A 21,246-nucleotide genomic window follows, 5' to 3' on the forward strand; every position below is an offset into this window, starting at 1 on the left:
CGCTCTCCCTCCCCCCGTCCGTTTTTCCCTCCGAGGCCGCGAATGTTCCCCAGCCAGACCCGTATTGCCGGATTCGACGACGAGCTCGCCCAGGCCATCGCCGCCGAAGCGCGCCGCCAGGAAGACCACGTCGAACTGATCGCCTCGGAAAACTACGCCAGCCCGCGCGTGCTCGAAGCCCAGGGCAGCGTGCTGACCAACAAGTACGCCGAGGGTTACCCGGGCAAGCGCTATTACGGCGGCTGCGAGTACGTCGACATCGCCGAGCAGCTGGCGATCGACCGGGTCAAGCAGCTGTTCGGCGCCGACTATGCCAACGTCCAGCCGCATTCGGGCTCGCAGGCCAACCAGGCGGTGTACTTCGCCCTGCTCAACCCGGGCGATACCATCCTGGGCATGAGCCTGGCCCACGGCGGCCACCTCACCCACGGCGCCAAGGTCAACATCTCCGGCAAGCTGCTCAACGCCATCCAGTACGGCGTCGACGACCAGGGCCTGATCGATTACGACGAAGTCGAGCGCCTGGCCCTGGAGCACAAGCCGAAGATGGTCGTGGCCGGCTTCTCCGCGTACTCGCAGGTGGTCGACTGGGCGCGCTTCCGCGCCATCGCCGACAAGATCGGCGCCTACCTGTTCGTGGACATGGCCCACGTCGCCGGCCTGATCGCCGCCGGCGTCTACCCGAACCCGGTCCCGCACGCGCACGTGGTCACCTCGACCACCCACAAGACCCTGCGCGGCCCGCGCGGCGGCATCATCGTCGCCAAGGACGCGTCCGAGGACCTGGTCAAGAAGCTGCAGAGCATCGTCTTCCCGGGCATCCAGGGCGGTCCGCTGATGCACGTGATCGCGGCCAAGGCGGTCGCGTTCAAGGAAGCGCTGGAGCCGGAGTTCAAGGACTACCAGGCCCAGGTGGTCAAGAACGCCCAGGCCATGGCCAAGACCATCGTCGCGCGCGGCTACAAGATCGTCTCCGGCGGTACCCAGAACCACCTGATGCTGGTCGACATGATCGGCAAGGGCATCACCGGCAAGGCCGCCGAGGAAGCGCTGGGCAAGGCCCACATCACGGTCAACAAGAACGCGGTGCCGAACGACCCGCAGAAGCCGTTCGTGACCTCGGGCCTGCGCATCGGCACCCCGGCCGTCACCACCCGCGGCTACAAGGAAGCCGACTGCGTGGCCCTGGCCGAGTGGATCTGCGACGTGCTCGATCACCCGAACGACGACAAGGTCATCGCCGGCGTGCGCGAGAACGTGACCAAGCAGTGCGCTCAGTTCCCGGTGTATGGCTAAGGCCGGTTTACGGCTGGCGGCCATCGGCTGGCTTGCGTGCCTGAGCGCGCAGGCGGCCGCGGCTCCGCCGGCCGGAAACGACCCGCCGCCGGCGATCGAGTACAAGACGCTGACGCCGGCCGAAGCTGCCCAGGCGACAGCCGTCGAGATCAACGCGCCCGCGCCGCCGCCGCTGTCGCCCGCCTTGCGCGAAAGCATCGGCATGACCGAGACCTACTACGTCCCGATGTGCGAGATGTCGGCGGGGGCGGGGCCGTACCGGACTACCTGGCGCGAGATCTCGGATTTCCATGCGCGCAACCGCGTGGCCTGGTTGTCGGAGGCGGATCGCGGCCGATCGCAGGCCGCCTATACCCAAGACGGCAGCCGCGCGCCGGAGCCCAACAACCGCCCCGAGGCGGTCTACCCAGTCGCCGCCGGCGACAAGGTCGGCGAGGTGGTGGTCAAGGTCATCATCGACGCCAAGGGCCGCACTCGCGACGCGATGGTGATCTGCAGCAACGACCCGGTATTCCACGCGCCCGCGCTGGCGTTCGCCAGGCAGGTGACCTTCGTGCCGGCGCTGCGCGATGGCCGACCGGTTGCCGACTATGGCAATGTGAGCATGCGTTTTTACCCGGACGGGCCGAAATACGGGTTCCGGCGGCACAAATGATCGACTCCGGGCGCTGGCGTTCCTCGCTTCCGTACAAGCCTATGGTGCCCTGATGCATTGCCCCTTCTGTCAGCACCAGGACACCCGCGTGATCGATTCGCGCGTGTCCGACGACGGCGCCACCATCCGTCGGCGCCGCGTCTGCGAGGCCTGCGGAGAGCGCTTCAGCACGCTCGAGACGATCGAGCTGAAACTGCCGATGATCATCAAGGGCGACGGCCGCCGCGAGGCCTTCGACGCGCGCAAGCTGCGGGTGGGCTTCGACCGCGCGCTGCAGAAGCGGCCGGTGGCCGAAGAACAGATCGAAGCGGCGGTGCGCGCGGTGGTGCACCAGCTGCGCATGACCGCCGAACGCGAACTGCCTTCGCGCCGGGTCGGCGAGTTCGTGATGGCCGAACTGCGCAAGCTGGACCACGTCGGCTACGTGCGCTTCGCCTCGGTTTACCGCTCCTTCGAAGACGTGGCCGATTTCCGCGAGGAGCTCGACCGTCTGGAACGCGACATCCCGGGCGACGCGCAATTGCCTCTGCTGGGCGAGGACGAGCCGCGGCCGGACAAGAAGAAGCGCTGAGCCCGGGCGCGAACCCCCCGTTACGCGCCGAAAGGAATTCGCGCATGTCGAATGCATTGAGATTTTCGCTGCTCGTCCTGGGCCTGCTCGCCGGCGCGGCGCAGGCCGCCGACCCGATAGAGGACCGGCAGCGCGCGGCCTTGGCCGGCCGCTACGTCCTGGAAGGCGCGGCCGACGCGGCCTCGGAGTTGCTGCTCGAACCCGACGGGCGTTTCGAATGGAGCCTCAGCTACGGCTTGATGGTCGAATCCGCCAGCGGCCGATGGAACGTGGGCGGGGACCGCATCGTGCTGACCACGCAGGCGCCGGTGCCCAGCAAGCCCGCGTTCTCGCTCGACCAGACCCTGCCGTGGAATCCGGATGCGCAGAAGCGGCTCGGCGAGTTCGCGGAGGAGCGGCGCGAGGCGCTGATCGAAGAGGCCTGCGGTTTCGTGAAGACCTATCGGCTCGGGCTGGAGCTGGGCGAACTGGCCGCCATCGCGGACGTAAGCGCTGCGACCGATGCCGCGCGCCGCGGCGAAGCCGAGGCAGCCCTGGCGCCGGCGCTGGCTGCGCTCGAACAGGCGCGGCGGGCGCTGGAAACGGCGGGCGCCGCGGCGATCGAGGCGAGGGCCGCGCAACCCGAGCGCCGGCCGCCGCCGCTCCTGTCGGCGGCCGAGGCCGCCGCTGCCGCCGCGACCGCCGCCGCGAACGAAGCCGCTCTGCAAGGGCAAGCGCCGGCCGACGTCGTCCCCGTCGACGAGATGGAAGCGGCGGAGCGTGCGGCGCAAACCTACCTGCAGCGACTGCACGAGGTCTGGCGCCTGCATGCGATGGCCGATCGCCGCACGCTCGAGCTGCGCCCCGCGACCTTCGATTCGCGGCGCTGTCTGCCGCCGTCCGAGGCGGACATGCAAGGCGAGGGTTACGCGGTCGTCATCGGCGATCCGCAGCGCGGTCAGCGCGCCGAGGGAATCGGCGTGGGCTTCGTGTATTCGGACGGGCGCACGGAGCGCACCGAAACCGGTCCCAGCGGCTGGGCCCTGGCCGTACGGCGTCCGGGCGCGCGCTTGCAGCAGGTGATCCTGCAGGCCCCCGACATTCCGGCTCAAGCTCTGGCGCTGGACGAAAGCCGGGGCCGTATTTTCGCGATCGGCCTGGACAGCGCGGCGGCGACGCCGGTGCCGTTCGATCAGATCATCCTGAGCCAGGACGACGGGGCTCTGATCGCACCGCGGGTGCCCGGGCGCTATGTGCGGCATTGACGGCTTGCAGAGCACGCAGTGCGCGATGAACTCCCAAGCGCGTGCCCTGATCGCGCTCTTCGCCGCAGCCGGCGGGCGGGCGCTCCGGATCTCGACTTCGGGAGTGCGGGCCGCATGACGTCCCTAGCATCACGCGTTGCGCGCGCGGCCGGTGCGTGGCCGGTCCTGGCGATCGTGTGCGCCTGGCTGCTCGCATTGCCCGCCGTCGCGGGCTGCGCATCCGGCGACACGGCGCTGGCGGGGCGTTATGCCGCAACCGCCGGGGACACGAAGCCGAGCCTGCAATTGAATCCGGACGGCAGCTTCCGCATGCGCGACGTGCCGATGCCAGGCATGGACGTGAGCGGCTGCTGGCAAGGCGGCGAGCGCAGCGTGACGCTGGTGGAGCGCGCGCCCGACAGCGTGGACGGCATCAGGCGCGCACTGCCGCCGCCCTTGACCGAGGCCGATCTGAACGCAGTGCGCGGCGACGGTATCGACACCCTGCAGCAGGCGGTGGACGCGGGACTGTTGCCGGTCGGCAGCTGGTGGGCGCATCGGCCGCGTCGCGCCGGCGAGACCGTGTGGGTCAAAGTGTACGAGCCGCGTATCGGTCTGGCGGTAGGCGACGCCAAGGCCATGTTGCGTCTGGCCGACGGTCGGGTGATCGAACAAACCGCGAAGCAAGGCGGCGATGGCGAGTTCGAGTTCGCTGCCTTGCCGGCCGATGCCGCGGTGAAAGCCGTCGGCGTACGCTTCCCCGAGCAGCCCGACCGACCGCGCTGGCTAAGCGTGGACGATGCGACCAAGCTCTTGTACCTGATCGAATTCGACGCCAATGCGATCGGCGCTACCAAGGGCGGCGCCACCGAGGGCGGCGCGATGACCTTGACCGTGCAGGCCGATGGCAGCTTGGTCTCCGATTTTCCCGACGCCACCCATTTCAAGCGCGCGCCATGACCACGTCCTTCACCGCCACCGACCACGTCCACATGGCCCGCGCGCTGCGCCTGGCCGAGAAGGGCGCCTACACCACCAAGCCCAATCCCATGGTCGGCTGCGTGATCGCGCACGGCGACGTAGTCGTCGGCGAAGGCTGGCATGAGCGCGCCGGCGAGCCGCATGCGGAAGTGGATGCCCTGCGCGCGGCCGGCGAGCGCGCGCGCGGCGCGACCGCCTACGTGACGCTGGAACCCTGCGCCCACACCGGCCGCACCGGCCCCTGCAGCGAGGCGCTGATCGCGGCCGGCGTGACGCGCGTGGTCGCGGCGATGCGCGATCCGTTCCCGCAGGTCGATGGCGCCGGTTTTGCGAAGCTGCAGGCGGCCGGCATCGAGGTGGCCAGCGGACTGATGGAAACGCAGGCGCGTGCGCTCAATCGCGGCTTTCTGTCGCGGATCGAACGCGGTCGGCCGTGGCTGCGGGTCAAGCTGGCGACCAGCATCGACGGCCGCAGCGCGCTGGCCAGCGGCGAATCGAAGTGGATCAGCGGCGAAGCCTCGCGCCTGGACGTGCAGCGCTGGCGCGCGCGCGCGGGCGCGATCGTCACCGGCGCCGGCACCGTGCTCGCCGACGACCCCTCGCTGACCGTGCGCCTGGGCGACGACACTGCGTTCGTGGCGCCGCTGCGGGTGGTGCTGGACCCTGGTCTGGCCACGGTCGCACGCGGCCGCGTGCGCGAGGGCGATGCGCCGACGCTGTACCTGCACGCGCCCGACGCCAAGCCGCCGCGCGAGTTCAGCGCCCAGCACGCCGCGGTGGCGGTGCGCGACGGCTGCTTCGACCTGGAGGCGGTGCTGCGCCTGCTCGCGGAGCGCGACGTCAACGAGATCCAGCTCGAAGCCGGTGCCACCCTCGCCGGCGCCTTCCTCGCCGCGGGTTTGGTCGACGAGGTGTTGCTGTACGTGGCGCCGGTGTTGCTGGGGGCGAATGCGCGTCCGCTGTTCGACGGCTTGCAGATCGACGATATGACCCAGAAGCTGCGGTTGAACATCGTCGAGTCGCGGCGCATCGGCGACGACATGCGCCTGCTGCTGCGACCGGAAAGCAGCACCTGAGGAGCCGCGCATGAGCGAGCCCGGATTCAAAGACCATTTCTCCGGCGTCGCCGGTGCTTACGCGGCCGCGCGCCCGGAGTATCCCGATGCGCTGTTCGATGCGCTGCGCGCGGTGGTGCCGGCTTCGGCGCGGGTCTGGGAACCCGGCTGCGGCAGCGGCCAGGCCACGCGCGGCCTGGCCGCGCGCTTCGCCTGGGTCTACGCCAGCGATCCCAGCGCGCAGCAGATTGCCCAGCATTGGGCGAACGCGGGCGCCGAGCGGATCACGCTCGCGGTCGAACCCGGCGAGCGCACCGCTCTGGCCGATGCCAGCGTCGGGTTGATCGCGGTGGCGCAGGCCCTGCATTGGTTCGATCGCGAGGCGTTCTTTGGCGAATGCGAACGTGTGCTTGCGCCCGGCGGCGTGCTGGCGGCCTGGGGCTATCAGGACTTCCTGGCCCCGGAAGGCATGCAGGACCCGGTGGCCGCGTTCCGCGCCCAGATCGAGGAGTACTGGCCGCCGGAGCGGGCCCAGATCGACGCCGCCTACGCCGGTTACGCCTGGCCGTTCCCGGCGCTGCCGGCGCCGGCGCTGTGGCTGGAGGCCGAATGGACCCTGTCGCGGTTCCTGGGCTACCTGGCCAGCATGTCGGCCAGCGCGCGCTGCCTGGCCGCCACCGGCGACGACCCGGTCGCGCGCCATGCCCCGGCACTGGCCGCGGCCTGGGGGGCGGCGGAGGATGTGCGGACCTTGCAGTGGCCGCTGTTTCTGCATTTGCGGCGTAAGGCTTAGAAGCAACTCCCCCTCGATCCCCCTTTTTCAAAGGGGGAAGACCAGCGGGCGCCACCTTTCCAGGGGGGAGACCAGCAGGCGCCACCTTTCCAAAGGGAAAGGCCAGCGGGCGCCACCTTCCAAGGGGAGGATCAGCAGGCGCCATCTTTCCAAGGGGAGGATCAGCAGGCGCCATCTTTCCAAGGGGGCAGCAGGCGCCACCTTTCCAAGGGGGAGGATCAGCAGGCGCCTTTTTCCAAATAGGAAGACCGGCAAGCGCCCTCTCTACTGAGGGCCAGCAGCTCCGACGACGCGGCGCCGCTTTTTGCTGTTCCCCCCCCTTTGAAAAAGGGGGGCTAGGGGGGATTTGCTCTTAAACGCCCCCCAGAACACTGCGTCCGACCGGCCCCCTCCACCCCCGATGCTAGAATGCCCGCGCCGGTTTCCGGCACCACAACGTAACGTCTTCAGGGCGGGGTGAGATTCCCCACCGGCGGTAGGCGCAGGGCCGAAGGGTCCCCGCGCGAGCCCGCGAGCGCCTCCGGCCACGCCGGAGGGTCAGCAGATCCGGTCCGACGCCGGAGCCGACGGTCACAGTCCGGATGAAAGAAGACGGCTTTCGCATGGCGCGCGTCGCCGTGCGCTTGCCTCGTGCCTTGAGGCGTTTTTCGCTCACCATCATGCGGGAAACGTTTCATGTCCAAGCTCCACCTTTGCCATTGCGCGCTCACCCTGGGGGAGACGCGCTGATGTTCACCGGCATCATCGAAGGCGTCGGCGCGCTCGCCGGTCGCCAAAACCTGGGCGGCGACGTGCGGCTGCGCGTCGCCACCGGCAGTCTCGACTTCGACCAGCCCAAGCTGGGCGAGAGCATCGCGGTCAACGGCGTCTGCCTGACCGTGATCGGCTTCGGCGGCGACTGGTTCGAAGCCGACGCGTCCACCGAAACCCTGTCCCTGACCACCCTGGGCGGCCTGCACGACGGCGCCATGCTCAACCTGGAGCGGGCGATGCGGCCCAGCGACCGCCTCGGCGGGCACCTGGTCAGCGGCCACGTCGACGGCGTCGGCCGCGTGCTCGACGTGCGCGAGGACGCGCGCGCCCAGCGCTGGCGCTTCGAAGTGCCGGCCGCGCTGGCGCGCTACATCGCCAAGAAGGGCTCGATCTGCGTCGACGGCGTCAGCCTCACGGTCAACGAAGCCGATGCGCGCAGTTTCGAAGTCGCGCTGATTCCGCACACCGTCGCCCACACCGCGTTCGCGCAGACTGCGGTCGGCGCGGCGGTCAATCTCGAAATCGACCTGGTGGCGCGTTACGTCGAACGCCTGCTCGGCGCCCAAGCGGAGACCGGCGCATGAATTTCGCCAGCATTCCCGAGCTGTTGGAAGAAATCCGCAACGGCCGCATGGTCGTGATCGTCGACGACGAAGACCGCGAGAACGAAGGCGACCTGATCATGGCCGCCGAGCTGGTGCGGCCGTCCGACATCAACTTCATGGTCACGCACGCGCGCGGCCTGGTCTGCCTGTCGCTGATGCGCGAACGTTGCCTGCAGCTGGGCCTGGGGCCGATGGTGCGCGACAACACCTCCTCGCACCACACCAACTTCACCGTCAGCATCGAGGCCGCCGAGGGCGTCACCACCGGCATTTCGGCCTACGACCGCGCCCACACGGTACGCACCGCGGTGCGTCCGGACGCCAAGCCGGCCGATCTGGCCCAGCCCGGCCATATCTTCCCGCTGATGTCGCAGCCCGGCGGCGTGCTCAACCGCGCCGGCCACACCGAGGCGGCGAGCGATCTGGCGATGCTGGCCGGTCTGGAACCGGCTGGCGTGCTGGTCGAGATCCTCAACCCCGACGGCAGCATGGCGCGGCGTCCGCAGCTGGAAGCGTTCGCGGCCGAGCACGGTCTCAAGATCGGTTCGATCGAAGAGCTGATCCGCTACCGCCTGGCGACCGAGCACACGGTCGAGCGCGTCGACGAGCGCGAGATCGACACCGAGTACGGTCCGTTCCGCCTGATCAGTTATCGCGACCGCCTCAGCCACGGCCTGCATTTCGCGATGCTGCGCGGCCAGGCCGACGCGAGCGTCCCGACCCTGGTGCGCGTGCACGTGCAGAACCCGCTGGCCGACAGCCTGCATTGGCGGCGCGCCGACTTCGGCCCGGCGGTTGGCGACGTGCTGGCGGCGATCGCGCGCGAGGAGCGCGGCGCGCTGGTGCTGCTGGGCGACGCTCCCGACGCCGAGGCCCTGCTGGCGCGGGTGCGCGAGCAAGCGGCCGCGCACGAGGCCGAAGCCGTCGCCGCAGCGCCCAGCCGCGGCCACGCCCTGGCCGAATGGCGTCGAAACGGCGCCGGCGGCCAGATCCTGGCCGATCTCGGCCTGGCCCGGCTGCGCGTGCTGGGCACGCCGCGGCGCCAGGTCGGCCTGGCCGGGTTCGGGCTGGAAGTCGTCGAATACGTCGATCCCGCCTCGCTGGCCTGAGTCCGGGCCATGGACGAAGGCGACCTTCGGTGGTCGTCTTCGTGCGTTACGGTGGCCGCGGCGGCGCCGATTCGTCGGCACTGGCCGCCCCAGCCGCTAAACTACCCCTTTCGTCCAGACGGTTCTCCCATGCCCCATTACGAAGGCGATCTGCGCAGCCCCGAAGGCGCGCGCTACGCCATCATCGCCAGCCGCTGGAACCCGCGCATCACCGATACGCTGGTCGCCGGCGCGCGCCGCACCTTCGCCGAACACGGCGTCGCCGAGGACGCGATCGACGTGATCCGCGTGCCCGGCGCATGGGAGCTGCCGGTGGTCGCCGCGCGCCTGGCCCGCTCCGGCGCGCATGCCGCCGTGGTCGCGCTGGGCTGCGTGGTGCGTGGCGACACCCGCCATTACGAGCAGGTCGCCGACGGCTGCTCCGACGGCCTGATGCGGGTCGCGCTGGACTACGGCCTGCCGATCGCCAACGGCGTGCTCGCGGTGGAACGCCACGAGGATGCCGAGGCCCGCGCCGGCGGCAGCCACGGCAACAAGGGCGAGGAGTGCGCACTGGCCGCACTGGAAATGGCGCACCTGCTGGTGCAGGCGCCGCTCAAGCACGAATCACGGGAGCCGACGCGATGAACCGCCGCCGCCACGATGGCATAGACCCGGTCGCGCGTTCGCGCGCCCGCCGCCGCGCGCTGCAGGCCGTGTACGCCTGGCAGCTGTCGGGGGCGCGCGTCGAGGACGTGATCTCGCAGTTCGCCCACGAGCAGGCGCACGAAGTCGCCGACCTCATGTACTTCGAGGATCTGGTGCGCGGCGTCGACAAGTTCCAGGAAGAACTCGACGTCGCCCTGGCGCCGTACCTGGACCGCGACATCGAGCAGGTCGATCCGATCGAGCGCGCGGTGCTGCGCATCGCCGCCTACGAGTTGCGCCGCCGCCCCGACGTGCCGTATCGCGTGGTCCTCAACGAGGCCATCGAAACGGTGAAGCGTTTCGGCGCCGAGCACGGCCATACCTACGTCAACGGCGTGCTCGACCACGCAGCCGCGGCCTGGCGCCCGGTCGAAGTGCAGTCGCCGCGCGCCAAATAAGGCGCGCCGCCGCCGCGATGGCCGAATTCGACCTGATCGCGCGCATCCGCCGACGCGTCGCCACGCGCGACGACGTCGCGCTCGGCATCGGCGACGACGCCGCGCTGCTGCGCGTGCCCGCCGGTCGCGAGCTGGTGGTGGCGATGGACACGCTCAACGCGGGCGTGCATTTCCCCGACGACACCGCACCGGCCGACATCGGCTGGAAGGCGCTGGCGGTCAACCTGTCCGACCTGGCCGCGATGGCCGCCGAGCCGGCGTGGTGCACCTTGTCCTTGTCGCTGCCCCAGGCCGATGCGGCCTGGCTGGACGCGTTCCTGGACGGTTTCCTCGGCCTGGCCGAACAGCACGGCGTCGCCCTGGTCGGCGGCGACACCACCCGCGGCCCGCTGTCGGTCTGCGTGACCGCGCACGGTCTGGTCGAACCGGGCCGCGCGGCGCGCCGCGACGGCGCGCGCGTCGGCGACACGGTCTGGATCAGCGGCAGTCTCGGCGACGCGGCCGGCGCACTGGCGCAGTGGCGCGCCGGAGCGGCGATGGATGCTTATCTGCGCGCGCGCCTGGACCGGCCGACGCCGCGCCTGGCCTTGCTGCCGGCGTTGCGGCAGGCGCACGCCTGCATCGACGTGTCCGACGGCCTGTTGGCCGACCTGGGGCACGTGTGCGCGGCCAGCGGCGTCGCCGCGCAGGTCGATATCGATGCCTTGCCGGCCTCTGCGGCCTTACGCGCCAGCTTCGATGCCGAAACCCGGCGCAGATTGCAGGCAACCGGGGGCGACGACTACGAACTGTGCTTCACCGCGCCGGAGTCGGCGCGCGAGGCGATCGCGCGCGCTGCGGCCGACGCGGGCGTAGCGGTGACGGCGATCGGTCGCGTGGTGGCGGGTGAGGGCGTATCGGCGCTCCGCGCGGACGGTTCGCCCTGGCAAGCCCAGAACACCGGTTACGACCACTTCGCCGCGTAGGCGTTCATGGGGCGCGTTTCGCGTCGGTGGTACGCGCCTGCGCGCGGCCCCGCGACGACGCGGTTTGCCTGCGGCTCACCGCATCCTGAGGGTGTTGTGCTGGTTCGCAGCTGCCGAGTCACGCGATCGCGGCTTACGCCGCTCCCACAGGTACGAGGCCGTCCACTTGCTCCCTGTGGGAGCGACGTAAGTCGCGATCGACGAAGCTGCGATCCTACGATCGGCAGTGTGCTCACAAGCCGATCGAATCGTCGCCACGTCACTGCGGCAACAGCTTCCCCGGATTCAATATCCCGTCCGGATCGAACACCGTCTTCAGCTGCCGCATCAGCGCCAGCGTCGCCGCGTCGATGGCCTGCGGCATGAAGTCGCGTTTCGCCAGCCCGATGCCGTGCTCGCCCGAGAGCGTGCCGCCCAAAGCCAGGGCCAAGCCGAACACGCGCGCCATCGCCGCGTTCGCGCGTTCGCTCTGGGAAACGTCGGCGGGGTCGTACAGCAGATTCACGTGCAGGTTGCCGTTGCCGGCATGGCCGAAGCAGACGATGGGCAGCGCGAACTCGCGCGACAGCGCCTGCACGCCGTCGACCAGTTGCGGAATGCGCGATACCGGCACCACCACGTCTTCGTTGATCTTGCCCGGCGCCAGCGTGCGCAATGCCGGCGACAGCGCCTTGCGCGCCGCCCACAGTTTTTCGCTGGCGGCCTCGTCGGCGGCATCGTCCAGCGCCAGCAGGCCATCGCCGGCGGCCGCGCGTTTCAAGGCCGCGATCGCCTGCGGCAGGGTGTCGCCATCGCCGTCGGCTTCGATCATCAGCAGGGCGCCGGCCTCGTGCGGCAGATCCGCGCCACCGACATCGCGCGCCAGCCGCAGCGCGTCGCCGTCCATGAATTCCAGCATCGACGGGGTGACCGGCTGCGCCATCAGCCGGGCCACCGCTTGCGCCGCGGACGAGACGTCGCGGTAGATCGCGCGCACGGCGCGCCGTTGCGGCGCCGAGGGCGTGAGCCGCAGGCTGGCCTCGACGATCAGCGCCAGGGTGCCTTCGCTGCCGACCAGCAAGCGGTGCAGGTCGTAGCCGGTCGAACCCTTGGTGGTGGCGGTGCCGCAGACGATCAGTTCGCCGGCGCCGGTGACCGCGGTGATCGCGAGCACGTTGTCGCGGCTGGCGCCGTACTTCACCGCGCGCGGCCCGCCGGCGTTGCAGGCGAGGTTGCCGCCGACGGTGCTGAAGGCGGCGCTGGTCGGGTCCGGCGGCCAGAACAGGCCGTGCGGTTTGAGCGCGGTCTGCAGATCGCCGTTGATCACTCCGGGCTCGACCACCGCGCAGCGGTCGCCGGGGCGGATGTCGAGGATGCGGTTCATGCGTTCGAACGACACCACCACGCCGGCCGCGACCGGCACCGAGGCGCCGGTGGTGTTGGTGCCGCGTCCGCGCGCGACCACCGCCACCCGATGCGCGCGGCAGGCGCGCACCAGCGCCTGCACCTGCTCGCGCGTGCGCGGCAGCGCGACCGCATCGGGCAGCGCCTGCCGGCGCGAGTTGTCGTAGGCGTAGGCCAGGCGTTCGCCGGGATCGGTCAGCCAGCCGTCGCCGAGCAGCCCGGCGAGCGTGCGCGCGAGATCGGCCGGCAGCGCGCTCATACCGGCGCGTTCATGCCGCCGCGGCCTGGGCGCCGACGCGCGATCAGGGCCAGCGGTGCGGCCAGCAACAACGCCGGCAACCACACCCATTGCACTTCCGACCACAGCACCTGCAATCCGCGCAGACTGAAGAAGCCGGCGCCGATCGGCGACACCGCGATCGGCCGCCACGGCGCGAACAGGCGCGCATCCGACCACGGCCACAGCAGGGCGACGCCGAGCCCGCCGTCGGTGAACGCGTCCAACAGCGGATGCGAGGCCACGCACAGCGCCAGCCACAGCGCCGCCCACAGCGGCGGCGCGCGCAGCCAGCGGCTGGCGAGCGCGCCCAGCGCGCCGACCGCGGCGGCGAACGCGAAGGAATGGCTGGCGCCGCGATGGCCGAAATCGTCGGCGTAGGCGATGCCGAGCTTGAAGGCGACCACGTCGGCGTCCGGCAGCATGGCCGCGAGCGCGCCGGCGATCAGCAACCGGCGATCGACCCGGCGCGGGCCCAGGGCCCAGCCCAGGGCGAGCGGGACCACGGCATGGCTAATGACGGTCGGCATGGCGGATTCAGATCTCGTCGGCACGGAAGGCATCGCGCAGCCAATGCAGGCGCGGCGCGTCGGGATCGCCGTCGGCTTCGATCACGTCGAAGCGGCAGGGCGCGTTGCTGTACTGGCGGTGCGCGGCGAGGAAGGCAAGCGCCGCCTGCACCAGGCGCCGGCGCTTGCCGGCATCGACCGAGACCGCACCGCCGCCGAAGGCTGCGCTGCGGCGGTAACGCACTTCGACGAACACCACGCACGGCTCGCGCGGGCCCGGGTCGAGCATCACCAGATCGAGTTCGCCGAAACGGAAGCTGGCGTTTGCCGCGATCTCGCGCAGCCCGTGTGCGAGCAGGTGCGCACGCGCGGCCGCCTCGACCGCCGCGCCGCGGCTGCGTCGGTCCAGTGGCGCGGGCATGCGCTCAGGCCCGCTTAATGGCGCGCGACGTCGCTCAACGAGACGGCCACGCCGCTGCTGAAGACCGACCAGGCCGGCGTGCGCATCACATTGCCGAAGCCGTCGACGCGCAGGGTGCCGGTCGCGCCGGCGACCTGGCCGTCGGCGGCGGTCGCCAGGCGTTCCAGATACGCCGACAGCAGCCAGGCGTCGTAGCCGAACGCGAACAGGCGCGCGGCCGGCCCGCGTGCGGTCGGCAGGGTCTGACCGGCCGACGCCGCCGCCGGCAGGCCGCGCACGCCGCGCGTGGTCCAGGCTTCGGACGGGAACACGACGCCGTCGAGGACGCGGTCCTGTTCCGGCTTGCCGGTGCCCGAGAGCACGTAGGAGGTCGCCACGCGCGGCTTGCCGCCCAGGCCGGCCAGGGCCAGTTTCGGCATCAGCGTGCGCGCCGAGGCGCCCTTGACCGCGAGGAAGACCGCATCGACGCCGCCGTCCTTGCTGGCGAACGGCGCGAAGTCCGCGGTGCCTTCGCCGACCGTGTCGGTGACGCTGCCGCCGCGGTCGCCCAGGCGCGCGCGCAACGCGGCCACCGCGCGGTTCTGGCCGTCGTCGGCGCCGCCGACCACCAGCACGCGACGCGCGCCCTGGCTCAGCAGGTAATCGGCCGCGGCGATACCTTCGTCTTCCGGCGACAGCGAGAAGCTGGCATTGCCCGACGGCGGTGCGACCGAGCCGCGGTTGAGCGCGAGCACCGGCACCGGCAGCGCGCCCTTGCCGAACAGCGCGCTGACTTCGTCGCGGCCGAGCGGGCCGACCACGAAATCGTTGCCCTCGGCGGCGGCCTTGTCGTAGGCGGCGAGGGTGCCGCCGGCGGTGCCGAGCGTGTCGTAGAACACCACGTCCGGGCGCCGGCGGTTTTCGCCGTAGTAGCCGGCCAGGAAGCCGTCGCGCACCGGCGAGGCCGCAGTGGCCATGGCGCCGGACAAGGGCAGCAGCACCGCGATCTTGGTCGGCGGACGGTAGCCGTCGCTGTCGGCCGGCGGACGCTTGGCGTCGAAGCGCCAGCCTTCGCCGCGGTCGAACGGACGCGGCAGCGGCAGGCCGCGGCGCAGCAGGGCGCGGCCGGCGTAGTTGTAGAGCGGGTCGCCCGGCGGCAGCGCGGCGGCTTCGCGCGCCAGGCTGTCGTTGTCCAGCTGGGTCAGCAGGCGCTCGATTTGGCTGTCGTTCTCGGTGCGCGCGGCGCCGCTGAGGGCTGCGCCGTTGCGCGCGAGTTCGCTGGCCTGGACCACCAGCGGATGCCCGGCGGTGCGTGCCGGCGCCGGACCGGTGTGGGTGGTCACCGTGCCGCAGCCGGCCAGGGTCAGGCCGAGGGCCAGGGCGGCGAGCGCGATCCGGGCGCCGCGCCAACCGGCGCGCGCGGCGGAGCGCGTGGGGTGGGGGCGCGTGGGGTGGGATCCGGTGATCTCGGGCTGAAGGCGCATCGGCATGATTTCGCCGCGACGCGGCGTTCCTTGGGGGACCGGGTACGATTCTACCCGGCCCCGACACGGAAGCACGATGCAAAGCCCCGGTACCCTCCACATCGTTGCGACCCCGATCGGCAACCTCGGCGACCTCTCGCCGCGCGCGCTCGAGACCCTGCGAGGCGTCGCCGCGATCTGCGCCGAGGACACCCGCCACACCCGTCAGCTGCTCGCCCACTTCGGCCTGGAGCGGCCGCTGCTGGCCCTGCACCAGCACAACGAAGACGCGCAGGCGGCGCAGCTGGTCGCACGCCTGCAGGCGGGCGATTCGCTGGCGCTGGTCTCCGACGCCGGCACCCCGCTGGTCAGCGACCCCGGCTTCCGCCTGGTGCGGGCCGCGCGCGCCGCCGGCATCCGGGTTTCGCCGGTGCCCGGCGCCTGCGCCGCGATCGCCGCGCTGAGCGTGGCCGGGCTGGCCTCGGACCGGTTCGCGTTCGAGGGCTTCCTGCCGGCCAAGGCCTCCGCGCGCCGCGAGCGCCTGGCGCGGCTGGCCGCGGAACCTCGGACCCTGCTGTTCTACGAATCCGCGCACCGCATCGAGGAGGCGCTGGCCGACATGGCCGCGGCGTTCGGCGATGAGCGCCCGGCGGTGATCGCGCGCGAACTGACCAAGCTGTTCGAAACCGTGCTCGACGGAACCCTGGCGCAATTGCGCGAACGCGTCGCCGCCGATCCGAACCAGCGCAAGGGCGAGTTCGTGGTGATGATCGAAGGAGCGGGCGAAGACGCCGACGCCCAGGTAGTCGAGGGGCGCAGGCTGTACGCGAAACTGGTCGAGTACCTGAAGCCCTCGCAGGCGGCCAAGCTCGCTGCCGAACTCAGCGGTGCGCCGCGCAAGGCGCTGTACGGCGGCGATTGAAACGTCCCGCGCCTATGTTCGCGGCGGACGTGGGTGCGCAAGCGCGGCGACCAGTCGATCCATCAATTCCGGGCCGGCCAGTACCTGGAAGTTCCAGATATCTTCGGACACGAAGAGCGGCAGGCCGTTAAGCAGCATCACCCGCTCGCCGCCGTCGATGCCGGACGCCTGCTCCAGTTCGGCTTCGGTCTCGCGGATCGAGCGATAGGCGGGCCAGAAGGCGTCGCGCAGTTGCTGTTCGGTCCAGTCGGGCAGGCGCTCGGCCAGATCCTGAGCGCCGATCAGGCCATGACGGCGCAGCATGCCCAGCGGATACAGCGGGTAATGGTCTTCCGGGTCGTCGCTTTGCATGGGGCCAACTGATCCTCGCCTGAGCGCGGGCTGCGTCGTACTCGTCAATTTAGCCGTGCCGCGGCGTCGCACGTGCGACAATGCGCGCGGCGGAGTCGGCCAGGCAGTCGCGTCATCGGATCGCAAGATCGGGTGCCGAGGAAAGTCCGGGCTCCACAGGGCACGGTGCCAGGTAACGCCTGGGCGGCGCGAGCCGACGGAAAGTGCAACAGAGAGCAGACCGCCGAACGGCGTCGCAAGACGTGCGTGGTAAGGGTGAAACGGTGCGGTAAGAGCGCACCGCGAGTCCGGCAACGGACCGGCACGGCAAACCCCACCGGGAGCAAGGCCAAATAGGGAGACTATGCCGCGGCCCGCGGTGTCTCCGGGTAGGCTGCTTGAGCGTAGCGGTGACGCTGCGCCTAGAGGAATGACTGCTCACGACAGAACCCGGCTTATGGCCGGCTCCGCCGCTTTTTTAGACGCCGAGGGCGTCTAAAAAAGCCCCAAAGTTTGCGGAGCAAACTTTGGGCCCCGGGCCACTTCTCCAATCCCCGCGGCTGTCGCCGCGCCCCCTTACTAAGGGGGCTCTCCATAAGCGGGGCAGCGCTCCGTTTGTGGTCTGGGCGTTTCAGATTGAGAGGGTGAAACGGGCGCCAGTTTTCTCGCGTTCCTGCATTGGGCCTCTGACGAGTTGCATGCGATGCGTGCATTTATGTCGAACGCGCTTTTCGCTCCCTCTCCTGCTTGCGGGAGAGGGCTGGGGTGAGGGCGCGCCGAAGGCGCAAACGCACAAGATCGACGACGTTGAGACGACCTAGTCGCGTCAATCGGTGAGATTCCCCCTATTTCTGACCCACTCTGACCGCTTCCCTGTCCATTCCGCCGGCTCACGACACGCTGAGATTTATTGTTGCACCGCAGCATGCCCGCTCGGCTCCGGTTCAGGATTGCGACGACGGTCAAACTAATCGCCAGAATCTCAAAACATGAGACGAAACAAAGGTTAGTGGATAAGTCTTGAATAAAACTCTGAAGAGTGCCGCAAGCCATTGATGCGCCTAGCGAAATTCCGTCTCAAAAGTTGTTGACAACCTTGTGCGCAGTGCTAAGGTGGGCATCTGAGGGAAAACCGGGTTTTTTGTGGTTTTTCAGAGGCCTTGGCCGCCGGTTGGCGGCCAGAACGCAGGTAATCCGCCCACAAGGCGGACCTAACCAGGCGACCCGTCCGGTAGAGAGGGGCGCCGCACAAGGTGGGCAATGTTCCAGGGCGAAACCGCCATCACGATCGACGACAAGGGCCGGCTGGCGGTGCCCACCGCCTACCGCGATCTTGTCGCGCGCGATTGCGGCAACCGCCTGGTCATCACCTACAACCCGTTCGAGGCCGGCAGCCTCTATCTCTATCCGCTGACGGTCTGGGAGCGCGTGCGCGATCAGGTCAACGCCCTGCCCAAGGCCAAGAAGGTCAACCGCAACATCCAGCTCAAGCTGGTCGGTGCGGCGTCGTTCGTCGAGCTCGACGGCAACGGCCGCATCACTGTGCCGGCCAGCCATCGCGCCGCCGTGGGCATAGAGAAGAAGGCCGTGCTGCTGGGCATGGGCGACAAATTCGAGTTGTGGAGCGAGCAGGCGCATCACGCCCAGATCCGTCAGACCATTACCGACGACGATCTGAGCGACGAGCTGCTCGACCTGCAGCTGTGACGGGCGGTGGCATGGAGCGCCCGGGTGCGCGGTCCGGCCACCTCCCCGTCATGTATCGGCAGGTACTGGAAGGCCTGCAGGTCAACGGGAGTGGGACGTACCTGGATGGGACGTTCGGCCGTGGCGGTCACGCGCGCGGCGTACTCGATCAACTCGGCGCCGGAGGCCGGCTGCTGCTGATGGACAAGGATCCCGAAGCGATCGCCGTCGCCGAACGCGAGTTCGGCGCCGATCCGCGCGTGGCGATCTTCCGCGGCAGCTTCGCCGAACTGGCGCAGTGGGACGCGACCGCGTCCGGTCTGGACGGCGTGCTGCTGGACCTGGGCGTGTCCTCGCCGCAGCTGGACGTGGCCGAGCGCGGCTTCAGCTTCGGCAAGGACGGTCCGCTCGACATGCGCATGGACCCCGACAGCGGCGAAAGCGCGGCACAGTGGCTGGCGCGCGCGGACGAGCGCGAGATCGCCGACGTGCTGTGGACCTACGGCGAGGAGCGCCAGAGCCGCAAGATCGCGCGCACCATCGTCGCCCGCCGCGGCGAGCAGCCGCTGCTGCGCACCGCGCAGCTGGCCGACCTGATCGCCTCGGTGATCCCGCGCGGCGACCAGAAGATCCACCCGGCCACCCGCAGCTTCCAGGCCATCCGCATCTTCATCAATCGCGAGCTGGCCGATCTGGAAATCGGCCTGGACGCGGTATTGGCGCGGCTCAAGCCCGGCGGCCGGCTGGCCGTGATCAGTTTCCATTCGCTGGAAGACCGCATCGTCAAGCAGTTCATCGCGCGCCACAGCAAGGCTCCGCCGGCCAACCGACGCATGCCGGTCGAGATCGCATTCACCCCGACCCTGCTGGCGATCGGCGGCGCCCAGAAGGCCGACCACGACGAGACCTTCGACAACCCGCGCGCGCGCAGCGCGGTGCTGCGCGTGGCCGAGAAACTGGGGGAGGCGGCATGACCCTGCGCCTGCTCCTGACCGTGCTGGTGGTGGCGAACCTGGCCTCGGCCCTGGCCGTGGTCTACGCGCGCCATCAGCACCGCCAGTACTTCATCCAGCTCAACAAGCTCGACCGCGAGCGCGACGAACTCAACATCGAGTTCGGCCGCCTGCAGTTGGAGCAGGCGACCTGGGCCGAGAGCAACCGCATCGACCAGGTCGCGCGCGACCGCCTCGGCATGAAGTTCCCGGAAGGCGCCGAAACCGTGGTGATCAAGCCATGAGCGGCCGTCGCGACGACCATCGCAGCGGCCCGCTGGATCGCCTGCTGGGCGAGCGCGGCAAGCGCGGCAGCCCCGACCGCGGCGGCGGCAAGCCGCGCGGCCGCGCCCGCTTCGACCTGCGCAATCGTCTGCTGATCGTCGGCGGCGTCCTGGGCCTGTGCGCGGTGGCGCTGGTCGGGCGTGCGTTCTATCTGCAGGTGCTCGGCAACGACTTCTACCGCCAGCAGGGCGACGCGCGCGCGCTGCGCGAGATTCCGATCCCGACTTCGCGCGGCATGATCACCGATCGCAACGGCGAGCCGCTGGCGGTGTCGACGCCGGTCGAATCGATCTGGGGCAACCCCAAGGAACTGCTGAAGAATCCGGCCCGCCTGCCGGAACTCGCGGCCGCGCTGGGCGTGCCGACCGACTACCTGACCCGCAAGCTCAGCCAGCGCTCGGGCAAGGAATTCCTGTACCTCAAGCGCCGGATCAATCCGGACGAGGCGCACCGCATCCTCGCCCGCAAGATCCCGGGCGTGTTCTCGCAGCGCGAATTCCGCCGCTTCTACCCCCAGGGCGAAGCGATGGCGCACGTGCTGGGCTTCACCAATATCGACGACCGCGGCCAGGAAGGGCTGGAGCTGGCCTTCGACGACTGGCTGCGCGGCAAGCCCGGCGCCAAGCGCGTGATCCGCGACGGCGCCGGCCGCATCATCGAGAACGTCGATCTGCTCAAGTCGGCCGAGCCCGGCCACGACCTGACGCTCACGATCGACCGCCGCATCCAGTACCTGACCTACCGCGAACTGCGCCGCGCCCTGCTCGAAACCGGCGCCAGCAGCGGTTCGGCGGTGGTCCTGGACGTGGACACCGGCGAAGTGCTGGCGATGGCCAACCTGCCGACCTACAACCCGAACCTGCTCGGCTCGGGCAACCCGGACACGCACCGCAACCGCGCCGTCACCGACGTGGTCGAGCCGGGCTCGACCATGAAGCCGATCACCATCGCGGCGGCCCTGCAGTCGGGCCGGGTCACGCCCAACACCATCGTCGACACCACGCCCGGTTCGATGGCCAACGGCCGCTACCGCATCAACGACACCCATAACTATGGTGTGCTGACGGTCACCGGCGTGATCACCAAGAGTTCCAACGTCGGCGCGGCCAAGCTCGCGCTGCCGCTGCCGAACGACTACTACTACCAGTTCGTGAAGGGCTTCGGTTACGGCAGCAAGCCCGAAAGCGGCTTCCCGGGCGAGTCCTCGGGCGTGCTGATGGCGCCGGACCGCTGGAGCGGCACCACCAAGGCGACCATGTCCTACGGCTACGGCCTGTCGGCGACGCCGTTGCAGATCGCGATGGCCTACGCGGCGATGGCCAACGGCGGCAAGCTGATCGCGCCGACCTTCGTGCGCGGCCAGCGCAACGAGCCGCGCCAGGCGCTGGAACCGAAGATCGCGGCGGAAGTCATGAGCATGATGCAGACCGTGACCGAGCCCGGCGGCACCGCCAAGGCCGCGGCGATCCTGGGCTATCACGTCGCCGGCAAGACCGGCACCGCGCGCAAGTTCAGCGGCACGGGCGGCTATTCCAACAAGTACATCTCGCTGTTCGCCGGCGTGGTGCCGGTCAAGCGCCCGCGCTTCGCCATGACCGTGGTCATCAGCGAGCCGGATCCGTCGATGCGCGGTTACTACGGCGGCTCGGTGTCCGGTCCGGTGTTCCGCAACGTCATGGACGGTGCGCTGCGCCTGATGGACGTGGCGCCCGACGATATCGACACCTGGCTCGCGGCGCAGTCGGCGGCCGAGGCCAAGCGCCTCAGGGCCAACGGCGGCAAGCCCAGCGGCCCGGTGCTGCCGGTCGACGCCGACGCGGTCGCCGAGGGCTTCGAGGAACTGCCGGCCGACCTGCCGCCGGTGGCGGCCGGCGCGGTCGCGCCGATCGGAGCCGGGCGATGAGCGCC

22 protein-coding genes, 1 other RNA gene and 1 riboswitch are annotated in these 21,246 nt (G+C 70.2%); of the genes, 18 read left to right on the plus strand and 5 right to left on the minus strand.

What is annotated here, in order from left to right:
• Positions 1–42: 42 nt before the first annotated feature.
• From glyA to thiL, 12 genes are all read left to right on the plus strand, one after another.
• Entirely contained in the window at positions 43–1,296 is a 1,254-nt protein-coding gene (gene glyA / locus ASD78_RS04780; protein WP_055908671.1) for a serine hydroxymethyltransferase, read from the plus strand.
• On the plus strand, positions 1,289–1,951 hold the full coding sequence (locus ASD78_RS04785; protein ID WP_056098726.1) for a TonB family protein: 663 nt from the start codon (positions 1,289–1,291) through the stop codon (positions 1,949–1,951). The genes glyA and ASD78_RS04785 overlap by 8 nt, the downstream gene beginning before the upstream one ends.
• 52 nt (positions 1,952–2,003) lie before the next feature.
• Positions 2,004–2,522 (plus strand): transcriptional regulator NrdR, encoded by a 519-nt coding sequence (gene nrdR / locus ASD78_RS04790; RefSeq protein ID WP_055908665.1) that lies wholly within the window; start codon positions 2,004–2,006, stop codon positions 2,520–2,522.
• 44 nt (positions 2,523–2,566) lie between these two features.
• Positions 2,567–3,766 (plus strand): hypothetical protein, encoded by a 1,200-nt coding sequence (locus ASD78_RS04795; protein ID WP_056098727.1) that lies wholly within the window; start codon positions 2,567–2,569, stop codon positions 3,764–3,766.
• Between the two features lie 18 nt (positions 3,767–3,784).
• Positions 3,785–4,705: a hypothetical protein gene (locus tag ASD78_RS04800; RefSeq protein ID WP_162250128.1), complete on the plus strand. Its 921-nt coding sequence runs from the start codon at positions 3,785–3,787 to the stop codon at positions 4,703–4,705.
• Positions 4,702–5,802, plus strand: a complete 1,101-nt coding sequence (gene ribD / locus ASD78_RS04805) for a bifunctional diaminohydroxyphosphoribosylaminopyrimidine deaminase/5-amino-6-(5-phosphoribosylamino)uracil reductase RibD (protein WP_056098731.1) — start codon at positions 4,702–4,704, stop codon at positions 5,800–5,802. Before ASD78_RS04800 ends, ribD begins: the two co-directional genes overlap by 4 nt.
• 10 nt (positions 5,803–5,812) lie before the next feature.
• Positions 5,813–6,574 carry a class I SAM-dependent methyltransferase gene (locus ASD78_RS04810; RefSeq protein ID WP_056098733.1) on the plus strand — a complete coding sequence of 254 codons (762 nt, stop codon included), beginning with the start codon at positions 5,813–5,815 and terminating at the stop codon, positions 6,572–6,574.
• A 438-nt stretch (positions 6,575–7,012) separates the two neighbouring features.
• Positions 7,013–7,171, plus strand: a riboswitch (FMN riboswitch).
• 131 nt (positions 7,172–7,302) lie between these two features.
• Complete coding sequence (locus tag ASD78_RS04815; RefSeq protein ID WP_056098735.1) at positions 7,303–7,911, plus strand: riboflavin synthase; 609 nt, start codon at positions 7,303–7,305, stop codon at positions 7,909–7,911.
• On the plus strand, positions 7,908–9,041 hold the full coding sequence (gene ribB, locus ASD78_RS04820; RefSeq protein WP_056098737.1) for a 3,4-dihydroxy-2-butanone-4-phosphate synthase: 1,134 nt from the start codon (positions 7,908–7,910) through the stop codon (positions 9,039–9,041). Before ASD78_RS04815 ends, ribB begins: the two co-directional genes overlap by 4 nt.
• Positions 9,042–9,170: 129 nt before the next feature.
• Complete coding sequence (ribH, locus tag ASD78_RS04825; RefSeq protein WP_056098739.1) at positions 9,171–9,668, plus strand: 6,7-dimethyl-8-ribityllumazine synthase; 498 nt, start codon at positions 9,171–9,173, stop codon at positions 9,666–9,668.
• Positions 9,665–10,126 carry a transcription antitermination factor NusB gene (gene nusB, locus ASD78_RS04830; protein WP_055908641.1) on the plus strand — a complete coding sequence of 154 codons (462 nt, stop codon included), beginning with the start codon at positions 9,665–9,667 and terminating at the stop codon, positions 10,124–10,126. The genes ribH and nusB overlap by 4 nt, the downstream gene beginning before the upstream one ends.
• Positions 10,127–10,143: 17 nt before the next feature.
• On the plus strand, positions 10,144–11,091 hold the full coding sequence (gene thiL / locus ASD78_RS04835) for a thiamine-phosphate kinase (RefSeq protein ID WP_056098741.1): 948 nt from the start codon (positions 10,144–10,146) through the stop codon (positions 11,089–11,091).
• Between the two features lie 259 nt (positions 11,092–11,350).
• On the opposite strand, the gene ASD78_RS04840 is transcribed toward thiL, so the two are convergent.
• The 4 genes from ASD78_RS04840 to ASD78_RS04855 are packed head-to-tail and all read right to left on the minus strand — an operon-like array spanning position 11,351 to position 15,144.
• Positions 11,351–12,733 carry an FAD-linked oxidase C-terminal domain-containing protein gene (locus ASD78_RS04840; RefSeq protein ID WP_056098743.1) on the minus strand — a complete coding sequence of 461 codons (1,383 nt, stop codon included), beginning with the start codon at positions 12,731–12,733 and terminating at the stop codon, positions 11,351–11,353.
• On the minus strand, positions 12,730–13,281 hold the full coding sequence (locus ASD78_RS04845; protein ID WP_056098746.1) for a metal-dependent hydrolase: 552 nt from the start codon (positions 13,279–13,281) through the stop codon (positions 12,730–12,732). Before ASD78_RS04845 ends, ASD78_RS04840 begins: the two co-directional genes overlap by 4 nt.
• 7 nt (positions 13,282–13,288) lie before the next feature.
• Positions 13,289–13,681, minus strand: coding sequence for a YraN family protein (locus ASD78_RS04850; protein ID WP_056098748.1), 393 nt, complete (start codon positions 13,679–13,681; stop codon positions 13,289–13,291).
• Between the two features lie 14 nt (positions 13,682–13,695).
• On the minus strand, positions 13,696–15,144 hold the full coding sequence (locus ASD78_RS04855; protein WP_235566443.1) for a penicillin-binding protein activator: 1,449 nt from the start codon (positions 15,142–15,144) through the stop codon (positions 13,696–13,698).
• A 76-nt stretch (positions 15,145–15,220) separates the two neighbouring features.
• Here ASD78_RS04855 and rsmI point away from each other — a divergent pair, with 76 nt between their 5' ends.
• Positions 15,221–16,045 carry a 16S rRNA (cytidine(1402)-2'-O)-methyltransferase gene (gene rsmI, locus ASD78_RS04860; protein WP_056098750.1) on the plus strand — a complete coding sequence of 275 codons (825 nt, stop codon included), beginning with the start codon at positions 15,221–15,223 and terminating at the stop codon, positions 16,043–16,045.
• 12 nt (positions 16,046–16,057) lie between these two features.
• Here rsmI and ASD78_RS04865 read toward each other — a convergent pair whose 3' ends face one another.
• Complete coding sequence (locus ASD78_RS04865; protein ID WP_056098752.1) at positions 16,058–16,396, minus strand: hypothetical protein; 339 nt, start codon at positions 16,394–16,396, stop codon at positions 16,058–16,060.
• A gap of 91 nt (positions 16,397–16,487) precedes the next feature.
• On the opposite strand from ASD78_RS04865, the gene rnpB reads away from it, so the two are divergent.
• The 5 genes from rnpB to ASD78_RS04885 all read left to right on the plus strand — a co-directional run bounded on the left by rnpB (position 16,488) and on the right by ASD78_RS04885 (position 21,241).
• An RNA gene (gene rnpB / locus ASD78_RS07860) (RNase P RNA component class A) lies at positions 16,488–16,848 on the plus strand.
• A gap of 787 nt (positions 16,849–17,635) precedes the next feature.
• The gene (gene mraZ / locus ASD78_RS04870; RefSeq protein WP_055908618.1) at positions 17,636–18,082 is read left to right on the plus strand and encodes a division/cell wall cluster transcriptional repressor MraZ; all 447 of its coding nucleotides are present in this window, start codon (positions 17,636–17,638) and stop codon (positions 18,080–18,082) included.
• Between the two features lie 11 nt (positions 18,083–18,093).
• The gene (gene rsmH, locus ASD78_RS04875; RefSeq protein WP_056098754.1) at positions 18,094–19,035 is read left to right on the plus strand and encodes a 16S rRNA (cytosine(1402)-N(4))-methyltransferase RsmH; all 942 of its coding nucleotides are present in this window, start codon (positions 18,094–18,096) and stop codon (positions 19,033–19,035) included.
• On the plus strand, positions 19,032–19,298 hold the full coding sequence (gene ftsL / locus ASD78_RS04880) for a cell division protein FtsL (protein WP_055908611.1): 267 nt from the start codon (positions 19,032–19,034) through the stop codon (positions 19,296–19,298). Before rsmH ends, ftsL begins: the two co-directional genes overlap by 4 nt.
• Positions 19,295–21,241 (plus strand): penicillin-binding protein 2, encoded by a 1,947-nt coding sequence (locus tag ASD78_RS04885; RefSeq protein WP_082575431.1) that lies wholly within the window; start codon positions 19,295–19,297, stop codon positions 21,239–21,241. The genes ftsL and ASD78_RS04885 overlap by 4 nt, the downstream gene beginning before the upstream one ends.
• Positions 21,242–21,246 lie beyond the last annotated feature (5 nt).

It is taken from the genome of Lysobacter sp. Root667, assembly GCF_001427715.1.
Taxonomy (GTDB): Bacteria; Pseudomonadota; Gammaproteobacteria; order Xanthomonadales; family Xanthomonadaceae; genus Lysobacter.

Bases quoted from the DNA above. Each gene is read 5' to 3' on its own strand.
- rsmH (WP_056098754.1), top strand. From the start codon at position 18,094: ATGGAGCGCCCGGGTGCGCGGTCCGGCCACCTCCCCGTCATGTATCGG.
- ASD78_RS04865 (WP_056098752.1), bottom strand. From the start codon at position 16,396: ATGCAAAGCGACGACCCGGAAGACCATTACCCGCTGTATCCGCTGGGC.
- ASD78_RS04885 (WP_082575431.1), top strand. From the start codon at position 19,295: ATGAGCGGCCGTCGCGACGACCATCGCAGCGGCCCGCTGGATCGCCTG.
- ASD78_RS04810 (WP_056098733.1), top strand. From the start codon at position 5,813: ATGAGCGAGCCCGGATTCAAAGACCATTTCTCCGGCGTCGCCGGTGCT.
- ASD78_RS04845 (WP_056098746.1), bottom strand. From the start codon at position 13,281: ATGCCGACCGTCATTAGCCATGCCGTGGTCCCGCTCGCCCTGGGCTGG.
- nusB (WP_055908641.1), top strand. From the start codon at position 9,665: ATGAACCGCCGCCGCCACGATGGCATAGACCCGGTCGCGCGTTCGCGC.
- ribH (WP_056098739.1), top strand. From the start codon at position 9,171: ATGCCCCATTACGAAGGCGATCTGCGCAGCCCCGAAGGCGCGCGCTAC.
- ftsL (WP_055908611.1), top strand. From the start codon at position 19,032: ATGACCCTGCGCCTGCTCCTGACCGTGCTGGTGGTGGCGAACCTGGCC.
- ASD78_RS04815 (WP_056098735.1), top strand. From the start codon at position 7,303: ATGTTCACCGGCATCATCGAAGGCGTCGGCGCGCTCGCCGGTCGCCAA.
- ASD78_RS04795 (WP_056098727.1), top strand. From the start codon at position 2,567: ATGTCGAATGCATTGAGATTTTCGCTGCTCGTCCTGGGCCTGCTCGCC.
- ASD78_RS04785 (WP_056098726.1), top strand. From the start codon at position 1,289: ATGGCTAAGGCCGGTTTACGGCTGGCGGCCATCGGCTGGCTTGCGTGC.
- nrdR (WP_055908665.1), top strand. From the start codon at position 2,004: ATGCATTGCCCCTTCTGTCAGCACCAGGACACCCGCGTGATCGATTCG.
- glyA (WP_055908671.1), top strand. From the start codon at position 43: ATGTTCCCCAGCCAGACCCGTATTGCCGGATTCGACGACGAGCTCGCC.
- ribD (WP_056098731.1), top strand. From the start codon at position 4,702: ATGACCACGTCCTTCACCGCCACCGACCACGTCCACATGGCCCGCGCG.
- ASD78_RS04855 (WP_235566443.1), bottom strand. From the start codon at position 15,144: ATGCGCCTTCAGCCCGAGATCACCGGATCCCACCCCACGCGCCCCCAC.
- ASD78_RS04840 (WP_056098743.1), bottom strand. From the start codon at position 12,733: ATGAGCGCGCTGCCGGCCGATCTCGCGCGCACGCTCGCCGGGCTGCTC.
- ribB (WP_056098737.1), top strand. From the start codon at position 7,908: ATGAATTTCGCCAGCATTCCCGAGCTGTTGGAAGAAATCCGCAACGGC.
- thiL (WP_056098741.1), top strand. From the start codon at position 10,144: ATGGCCGAATTCGACCTGATCGCGCGCATCCGCCGACGCGTCGCCACG.
- mraZ (WP_055908618.1), top strand. From the start codon at position 17,636: ATGTTCCAGGGCGAAACCGCCATCACGATCGACGACAAGGGCCGGCTG.
- rsmI (WP_056098750.1), top strand. From the start codon at position 15,221: ATGCAAAGCCCCGGTACCCTCCACATCGTTGCGACCCCGATCGGCAAC.
- ASD78_RS04850 (WP_056098748.1), bottom strand. From the start codon at position 13,681: ATGCCCGCGCCACTGGACCGACGCAGCCGCGGCGCGGCGGTCGAGGCG.